General features: G+C 43.8%; 3 protein-coding genes. 2 read left to right on the plus strand and 1 reads right to left on the minus strand.

Annotation, left to right across the window (positions count from 1 at the left end):
- Positions 1–93: 93 nt before the first annotated feature.
- Positions 94–768 carry a LexA family protein gene (locus ASH01S_RS17410; protein ID WP_067929699.1) on the minus strand — a complete coding sequence of 225 codons (675 nt, stop codon included), beginning with the start codon at positions 766–768 and terminating at the stop codon, positions 94–96.
- Between the two features lie 161 nt (positions 769–929).
- On the opposite strand from ASH01S_RS17410, the gene ASH01S_RS17415 reads away from it, so the two are divergent.
- Entirely contained in the window at positions 930–1745 is an 816-nt protein-coding gene (locus ASH01S_RS17415) for a patatin-like phospholipase family protein (RefSeq protein ID WP_067929700.1), read from the plus strand.
- A 61-nt stretch (positions 1746–1806) separates the two neighbouring features.
- Positions 1807–2551: beta-ketoacyl-ACP synthase 3 (locus tag ASH01S_RS18215; protein ID WP_169794274.1), on the plus strand; the 745-nt coding region annotated here is incomplete at its 3' end.

Below are 2551 nucleotides of genomic sequence, written 5' to 3' on the forward strand. Positions count from 1 at the left end.
TTTAACCCAATTGTCAGCTATCAACTCCACCCCCAAATCACACAAAAAAACCAAAGATACGTGACAAGAACACACTAGAAGACTACACATTCTCTAATCCAAAGTCTCATCCATGAACTGCGACAGGAGAACCTTTTCATTCTCCGGGAGTGTATTTAGTTTTACCCAAAAACTTTCAATTAATTTTACAACCTCAACGCTAAGTTCTGAATGTGTCGTTTGAATCATGGTACCAAGTACGCAACTCACAAACACAGTCAAGCGTATTTCCGGATCAGAAACTGTATTAATGAAATGTTTGATTAGCACGATAGAACTTTTAGTGAGATTGCGGAAATACACAAGGAAGAGACCTACAATATGTGCGCAGAAAGAAATTTGTGTTTGTACGTTTGCTATTTCATGGATAATCTCTTGAATGGCCTCTTTTGGAGAGTTTGAAGAGGAGTTTACTAATTCAAGTATACGATTACGAATTTTTAGCCAATCAGCTAATAATGTGGGTGTTACGCAGTTTTGTTGAAACAACTCATAAGCTTTCTGGGTGGGTAGAAAAACGATTTGTGATCGCCCGACTTCCCCACGGGAAATAGAATAATTTCGCGTCAAAAGCCCCAGCTTCTCTAGCTCCATGAGCATATCATACGCCGTCCATTTGCTGACTCCAATGGCCTTAGCCAAAGCTTCATAATGAACGGGAAGTTGAGTCCTATAATATAGATCAATCAATTGCTGCAGAAACTGTTTGCGTCGTTCAGTTAATTTCATTAAGTTCCTTTGCCTCCGGACCCAAAAAGCCAAAATACCATCATTCTCTATTGTATAGTGTATAGCTATGATGAGGAGTAATGTCAAAGCCTAGGTACCCAAAAAACCAAAAATGTGATATGTTATCGTCGGTAATGATTCTGATGTGGGGGATCGCCCAGATGTACAAAACAGCTTTGGTCTTAGGCGGTGGAGCCGTACGTGGCTTAGCTCACATTGGAGTGTTAAAGATGTTCAAGAAATGGAACGTCACGATTGATTTGATTTGCGGAACCAGTATCGGTGGCGTTATTGGAGGGCTAGTCGCTGCGGGAATTGATATCGAAGAAATTGAGGATTTTGTTCTCTCTTATCCGTGGTATCGGTTATTGGACGTTCGAATAGGGAAACGTGGGATGATGGCCGGGAAGAAGTTACATAACGTATTCGTTGAGTTTCTCGACCAACATGGTTTGCGAGACGTAAATATTGAAGACCTTCCAATTCCCTTTCGTACCGTCGCGACCGACCTAAAAAAGGGAAACCCCTATGTTTGGGAAAGGGGAAATCTCAGTCTAGCTCTTCGTTCAACCGCGTCCATTCCAGGAATTTTTGCACCCGTTCATTACGAGGACATGGTTCTGGTGGATGGGGCTATGACCAACAACCTGCCTGCAGATATACCCAAAGTGATGGGGATGGACCTTGTTATTGCCGTGGATGTGGAGAGACAACACGAAGAGCGTGAACCGAAGCATACACTGGATGTGTTATATCGCTCCTATTCCATTATGGCCACCGTTCTGAGTCGCCAAAACCTTCAATATGCGGATTTGGTCATACAGCCAATTGTCGGCCATGTACTCTCACTTGATTTTCCCAAGATGAGGGTATGCATTGAAGCTGGTGAAAAGGCGGCAAAAGAAAGTCTCCCCCAGCTGATACACCTGGGTTTGGTACATCCGAATGGTTTGGACAGTCACTTGTCCTATTCTTGATTCCATTTGTTTCCTCTATTTTTTGGTCTTTCGGGGGAAGCATCAAGAGGGAGGCAGTCCGATGCACAGACAATCTGCAATGATTATTGGTGTGGGAGCCTATGTTCCACCGACAGTTATCCGTAATGAAGATTTAGAAGCAAACTTGAATACTTCCGATGAATGGATCAAGCAACGAACCGGAATTCAAGAACGTCATATCGCTGAACCTTCATCCATGTCCACATCCCGTATGGCCGCGAATGCGGCACGAGAGGCATTAAGACATGCGAACATTAAGCCGAAGGAAATTGATTTTATTATTGTTTCGACCACAACTCCAGAGTTTGCCTTTCCGTCTACAGCCGCAACTGTTGGCCAGATTCTTGGATGCAATGCACCGGGGTTCGATTTGTCCGCTGCCTGTACAGGTTTCGTATATGCTTTAAGTATAGGGCAAAACCTCATTCGTAGAGGAACTTACGACACCGTTTTGATTATCGCATCGGAGACATTTTCTAGGCTTGTGGATTGGAGAGACCGGAACACCGCAGTATTGTTCGGCGACGGAGCCGGAGCCGTCATTCTTAAAGCTAATGACAATTCAGCGTTAGAGTATTCATATTTTGGTTCGGACCCCAGTGGATTGGAATTGTTAAAGTCACCGGTTATAGGCCCGATTTCCATGAATGGTCGGGAGGTTTTCAAGTTCGGGTCTCGAACCGTAGAAAGCCTCATTCGAAAAGCTCTGCTGGATACTGGTTTGACATTGGAAGATATATCATTGATTATTCCTCATCAAGCAAATGAGCGCATGCTCAGCCAAA

The organism is Alicyclobacillus shizuokensis NBRC 103103 (assembly GCF_001552255.1).
Taxonomy (GTDB): domain Bacteria; phylum Bacillota; class Bacilli; order Alicyclobacillales; family Alicyclobacillaceae; genus Alicyclobacillus_G; species Alicyclobacillus_G shizuokensis.

Coding starts and splice junctions, on each gene's coding strand:
- ASH01S_RS17410 (WP_067929699.1), bottom strand. CDS start 768: ATGAAATTAACTGAACGACGCAAACAGTTTCTGCAGCAATTGATTGAT.
- ASH01S_RS17415 (WP_067929700.1), top strand. CDS start 930: ATGTACAAAACAGCTTTGGTCTTAGGCGGTGGAGCCGTACGTGGCTTA.